Origin of the sequence: Bacillus sp. EE-W1, assembly GCF_009760835.1 — a bacterium.
GTDB lineage: Bacteria > Bacillota > Bacilli > Bacillales > Bacillaceae_G > Bacillus_A > Bacillus_A wiedmannii.
Genome location: NZ_WIPE01000126.1, coordinates 23386 through 29499, shown reverse-complemented (window position 1 = coordinate 29499; position 6114 = coordinate 23386). Strand labels below are relative to the sequence as shown.

The following is a 6114-nucleotide window of genomic DNA, read 5'->3' as shown; positions in this document are numbered from 1 at the left end:
CAAAGTTCAACATCGCGTTTCAGCGACTTTCATAATATATCATAGTATATTATTTTCGTCAACAAGTTTTTTAAGATAATTTGTATCTCTCATTTGCTGACTCTGCCTATTATATAGGGTTTTCCATTGCTATGCAAGTATTATTATAAAAAAATAAGAGGAGGAAAAATCCCCCTCTTATTCTTCAGAAGAAACCTCTTCATTAGATTCCTCTTCTTCATCTTTCTGTGCTTTTGCTACCGTCGCTACCTCTTGCTCATCCTCTAATCGAATTAGACGAACACCTTGTGTATTACGTCCCATTTGAGAGATTTGATCAACTGGCATACGAATAATAACACCTGCTGCCGTAATTAACATGATATCTTCTTCACCTGTTACAGATTTAACAGCTACTAATTTACCGTTTTTATCTGTAATATTACAAGTCTTCAGACCTTTACCACCACGGCTTTGTAGACGGTATTCATCAATAGGTGTACGTTTTCCATAACCATTTTTCGTTACGATTAGAACATTTACATCCTCTTCGACAATTTCCATGCCTACAACTTGATCTTCATCACCTAATGTAATTGCTTTTACACCAGCCGCATTACGTCCCATAGAACGCACATCTTGCTCGTTAAAGCGAATTAACATACCATTGCTTGTTCCTACAATAATATCCTTATCACCAGATGTTAAACGTACAGATATTACTTCATCCTCTTCACGAAGAGAGATGGCGATTAAACCATTCGTACGTATATTTGCAAATGATGAAAGTGGCGTTCTCTTAGAAATACCTTGTTTTGTTGTGAAGAATAAGAATTCATCATCACCAAATTCACGAATTGGAATAATGGCATTAATCCATTCACCCTTATCTACACCTAATAAGTTAATAATAGGTATACCTTTTGCTGTACGACTATACTCTGGGATTTCATATCCTTTCGTACGGTATACTTTCCCTTTATTAGTAAAGAATAAAATGTGATCATGCGTAGAAGTAGTTAATAAATGCTCTACGAAATCATCATCATTTGTTCCCATTCCTTGCACACCACGTCCACCACGGTTCTGTGTTTTGTACGTAGAAGCCGGTAACCTCTTAATATAACCATTATGAGTTAACGTAATAGCGATGTTTTGTTCTGGAATCAAATCTTCATCTTCAATAAATTCCATGCCACCAATTGTAATTTCCGTTCGTCTCTTATCATTGAAGCGTTCTTTTACTTCCGTTAATTCTTCACGAATAATCTCAAGAACTTTCTCTTCATCTGCTAAGATTGCTTTTAATTCAGCGATTAACTTCATTAAGTCTTGATATTCTTGCTCAATTTTTTCACGTTCTAATCCTGTTAAACGTTGCAGACGCATATCTAAAATTGCTTGTGCTTGTTTCTCACTTAAACCGAAACGTTCCATTAAGCCTTGTTTTGCAATATCTGCTGTTTTCGAACTACGAATTAACGTAATAACTTCATCTAGATGATCTAGAGCAATTCGTAATCCTTCTAAAATATGAGCACGCGCCTCTGCTTTTTCTAATTCATAAGCAGTACGTCGACGAATTACTACCTTCTGATGCTCCAAGTAATGATATAAATTTTGTTTTAAATTCAGTACTTGTGGCTCTCCATTTACAAGAGACAACATATTAATACCGAAACTTGTTTGAAGTGCTGTATGTTTATATAGATTATTTAATAGTACATTGGCATTGGCATCACGGCGTACTTCCATAACAATACGCATACCGTTTCGATCTGACTCATCACGTAAATCCGTAATACCTTCAATTTTCTTATCACGAACTAATTCTGCAATTTTTTCAATTAATCGCGCCTTATTAACTTGATAAGGTAGTTCAGTTACGAGAATAGATTGTTTACCATTTGACTTCTCTTCAATTTCAACTTTAGCTCGAAGCATAATAGAGCCTCTACCTGTTTCATACGCTCTTCGAATCCCACTTCGTCCCAAAATTAAACCTGCTGTTGGAAAATCTGGTCCTGGAATAAACTCCATTAATTCCGCAATCGTAATGTCGGGATTATGGCTTAGTGCCAATACACCATCAATTACTTCACCAAGTTGATGCGGTGGAATATTCGTTGCCATACCTACCGCAATACCCGTCGTACCATTCACTAATAAATTAGGGAAACGCGCTGGCAATACAATTGGCTCTCTTTCAGAACCATCATAGTTATCTTGATAATCAATCGTATTTTTTGAAATATCACGTATTAATTCCATAGAAATCTTAGACATTCTTGCTTCTGTATAACGCATCGCTGCTGCTGAATCACCATCAACAGAACCAAAGTTACCATGCCCATCAACAAGCATATAACGTTGACTAAAATCTTGCGCCATACGTACCATCGTCTCGTAAACAGCTGAATCACCGTGAGGGTGATACTTACCGATTACTTCACCGACAATACGCGCTGATTTTTTATACGCTTTATCAGCTGTAATTCCTAAATCATTCATCGCATATAAAACCCTACGATGCACAGGTTTTAATCCATCACGAACATCTGGTAATGCACGAGATACGATAACACTCATTGCGTAATCTAAAAACGAGGTACGCATTTCATGACTAATATTAATTTCTCGAATTCGTGCTTGTTGTTGATTGTCTGACATCAACCAGCACCTCCTCTTACATTTCCGTTACACATACATTGATTTATATGTAGAAGACAGGAATACTTAGATTCCTGTCATTACCCATTTAAATATCAAGGTTTTTCACGTATTTTGCATTTTCTTGGATAAAGTTACGACGTGGCTCTACTTTATCTCCCATCAAAATTTCAAATGTTTCATCCGCTTCAATTGCATCTTGAAGTGAAACTTGAAGTAATGAACGTACTTCTGGGTCCATTGTCGTCTCCCATAACTGAGTTGGATTCATTTCCCCTAGACCTTTATAACGCTGAATCCCCGGCTTAGGTTGGGCTGGTAATTCAGCTAAGATTTTTTCAAGTTCCTTATCATTGTAAGCATATTGAATTTTCTTACCTTGTTGTACTTTAAACAAAGGTGGCTGTGCAATATATATATAACCGCACTCAATTATTTGACGCATATAGCGATAGAAGAACGTTAATAATAGGGTACGAATATGCGCACCATCAACATCGGCATCCGTCATAATAATAACTTTATGATAGCGTGCTTTTTCAATAGCGAAGTCTCCGCCGATATTTGTACCAATCGCCGTAATAATTGTACGAACTTCATCGTTTGATAAAATCTTATCTAAGCGTGCCTTTTCAACATTAATAATTTTACCCTTCAGCGGTAAAATTGCTTGGAAATGACGATCACGTCCTTGTTTTGCAGACCCACCCGCAGAGTCACCCTCTACGATATAGATTTCACTAATTGCTGGATCTTTAGAAGAACAGTCTGCCAATTTCCCTGGTAAACTTGAAACTTCTAAAGCACTCTTTCGGCGAGTTAACTCACGAGCCTTTTTAGCTGCTACACGCGCACGCGCTGCCATCGTCCCTTTATCTATAATCTTACGTGCAACATTCGGATTTTCCAGTAAGAACTTTTCAAATGCCTCTGAGAATACTGACTCTGTAATTGTTCTTGCTTCACTATTTCCAAGTTTCGTCTTCGTTTGTCCTTCGAATTGTGGATTTGGATGTTTAATTGACACAATCGCTGTTAAACCTTCACGAACATCTTCACCAGTTAAATTACTATCCGCATCTTTTAAAATATTATTTTTACGACCATAATCGTTGATCACACGAGTTAAGGCTGTTTTAAATCCTACCTCATGTGTACCACCTTCATACGTATGAATATTATTTGTAAATGAGTAAATATGATTTGTGTATCCTTCGTTATATTGAAGCGCAACTTCAACCTGAATACCATCTTTTGAACCCTCTACATATACAGGTTCTTCATGAATTGGCTGTTTTGAACGATTTAAATGTTCAACATATGATTTAATTCCACCTTCATAATGGAATTCTTTCTTCTGTTTATGTTCACGTTTATCTTCGATTGTTAATTTAATATTACGATTTAAAAATGCTAATTCGCGCATACGAGTTGCTAACGTATCAAATTCGTATACTATTGTTTCCTGAAAAATTTCTGGATCTGGTTTAAATCGAGTTATCGTCCCTGTTTGATCTGTGTCACCAATGACTTTTAAATCCGCAACCGGGATACCTCTTTCGTATTTTTGATAATGGATTTTGCCTTCACGATGTACAAATACCTCTAGTTCTGTTGATAGAGCATTTACTACAGATGCCCCAACACCATGCAAACCACCAGAAACTTTATAACCGCCACCGCCAAACTTACCACCAGCATGAAGAACGGTCATTATAACTTCTACAGCAGGACGTCCCATTTTTTCTTGTATACCAACTGGAATACCACGTCCATTATCCGTTACAAGAATACTATTATCTTCTTCGATACTAACGTTAATTTCATCACAATACCCTGCAAGTGCTTCATCAATACTATTATCGACGATTTCCCACACAAGATGGTGAAGTCCTTTTCCACTTGTAGATCCAATATACATCCCAGGGCGTTTTCGAACCGCTTCTAATCCTTCAAGTACCTGTATCTGACTTTCATCATATGAGTTTTCTTCCATTTGCTTTTGTTCCATTGACACAAAGATCACCTACTTTTCCATTTAAATAGGGATTACGCCCTATCTATTTCACAATCTACCGTGCCGTTCGTTACATGAATTGTTTTCGCTTCTTTTAATGTTTCGTGTTCAATTCCGTCGACACTCGTCGTTGTCACAAATGTTTGCACTTTTCCTTGAATTGTATTTAACAGATGCGATTGACGATAATCATCTAATTCTGATAATACATCATCCAATAAAAGAATCGGATATTCCTTAACTTCTGAGTAAATCAATTCAATTTCAGCTAATTTTAGGGACAGTGCGGTCGTTCGTTGTTGTCCTTGCGAACCAAAGACTTGAACATTTTTACTATTAACGAAGAATTGTAAATCATCACGATGAGGACCAATTAAAGTCGTACCACGGAAAATCTCACGTTGTTTCACAGATTGAAAATTTTCATAGTATACTTCTTTTATTTTCGACAAATCCATTGATTCTGATACATCTACACTTGGTTTATAGACAATTTCTAATTCTTCTAATCCGCGGCTTATACCGCGATGAATTGGAGCTGCCCATTCTTGTAGTAAATGCAAAAACTCAAACCGTTTTTGCAATATTTTTGCACCATGCTCAATAAGTTGAAGTGTAAATACATCCAACATCGTTTCCTCATTCTTACTATTCCCTTGCATCTTTTTCAGCAAGTGATTTCGTTGCGTGAGCACCTTTTGATATTGACTCAATTCATACAAATAGATTGGAGCTATTTGGCCTAATTCCATATCTAAAAAGCGTCTTCTTACTTGAGGGCTTCCTTTTACAAGATTTAAATCTTCTGGGGCAAACATGACAACATTCATCATGCCAATATATTGACTCAATTTTTGTTGTTCAAGTTGATTTAATTTTGCCTTTTTACCTTTTTTCGAAATATTTAATTCTAAAGACAAAGAACTATTTCTCTTTTGTAATTTCCCTTTAATTTGACCGAAGTCTTCATCCCAACGGATAAGCTCGCGATCATTAGAGGTTCTATGAGATTTCGCCATCGCTAAAACATAAATAGCTTCCATCAAATTCGTTTTCCCTTGTGCGTTTTCACCGATAATCACATTCACTTTATCTTCAAAGGAAAGCTCTAACTTTTCATAATTGCGATAGTTTTTTAATTGTATTTCTGAAATAAACAAAGGGCTCCCCCTTTATGCCTGAACTTGGAAACTTCCGCTTCCTGGAATTTCAATAATATCGTTCGCATATAATTTGCGACCTCTTCTATTTTCAAGTTCTTGATTCACGTACACTTCATATTCTTGTAAAAACCATTTTACAGCGCCACCTGTATCAATTACATCGGCTAACTTCAAAAATTGTCCTAGTGTAATATACTCTGTTGAAATTTTAATACGTTTCATAAAATCGCTCACTTTCTGAAAGTGTTCATTCTTTCATTGTACTAAATAAACTAACATTAGGAA

The 6114-nt window shown here is 36.2% G+C and carries 4 protein-coding genes; all 4 read right to left on the bottom strand.

Annotated features, from left to right (window positions below; genetic code table 11):
* Positions 1-177: 177 nt before the first annotated feature.
* The 4 genes from gyrA to yaaA all read right to left on the bottom strand — a co-directional run bounded on the left by gyrA (position 178) and on the right by yaaA (position 6051).
* A complete protein-coding gene (gyrA, locus tag GFJ36_RS28025; protein WP_001282859.1) occupies positions 178-2649 on the bottom strand; it encodes a DNA gyrase subunit A in 2472 nt (823 codons plus the stop codon).
* Between the two features lie 88 nt (positions 2650-2737).
* On the bottom strand, positions 2738-4660 hold the full coding sequence (gyrB, locus tag GFJ36_RS28020; protein WP_000435974.1) for a DNA topoisomerase (ATP-hydrolyzing) subunit B: 1923 nt from the start codon (positions 4658-4660) through the stop codon (positions 2738-2740).
* A gap of 38 nt (positions 4661-4698) precedes the next feature.
* Positions 4699-5826, bottom strand: a complete 1128-nt coding sequence (gene recF, locus GFJ36_RS28015; RefSeq protein WP_000470742.1) for a DNA replication/repair protein RecF — start codon at positions 5824-5826, stop codon at positions 4699-4701.
* 12 nt (positions 5827-5838) lie between these two features.
* A complete protein-coding gene (yaaA, locus tag GFJ36_RS28010; RefSeq protein ID WP_000821366.1) occupies positions 5839-6051 on the bottom strand; it encodes a S4 domain-containing protein YaaA in 213 nt (70 codons plus the stop codon).
* Positions 6052-6114 lie beyond the last annotated feature (63 nt).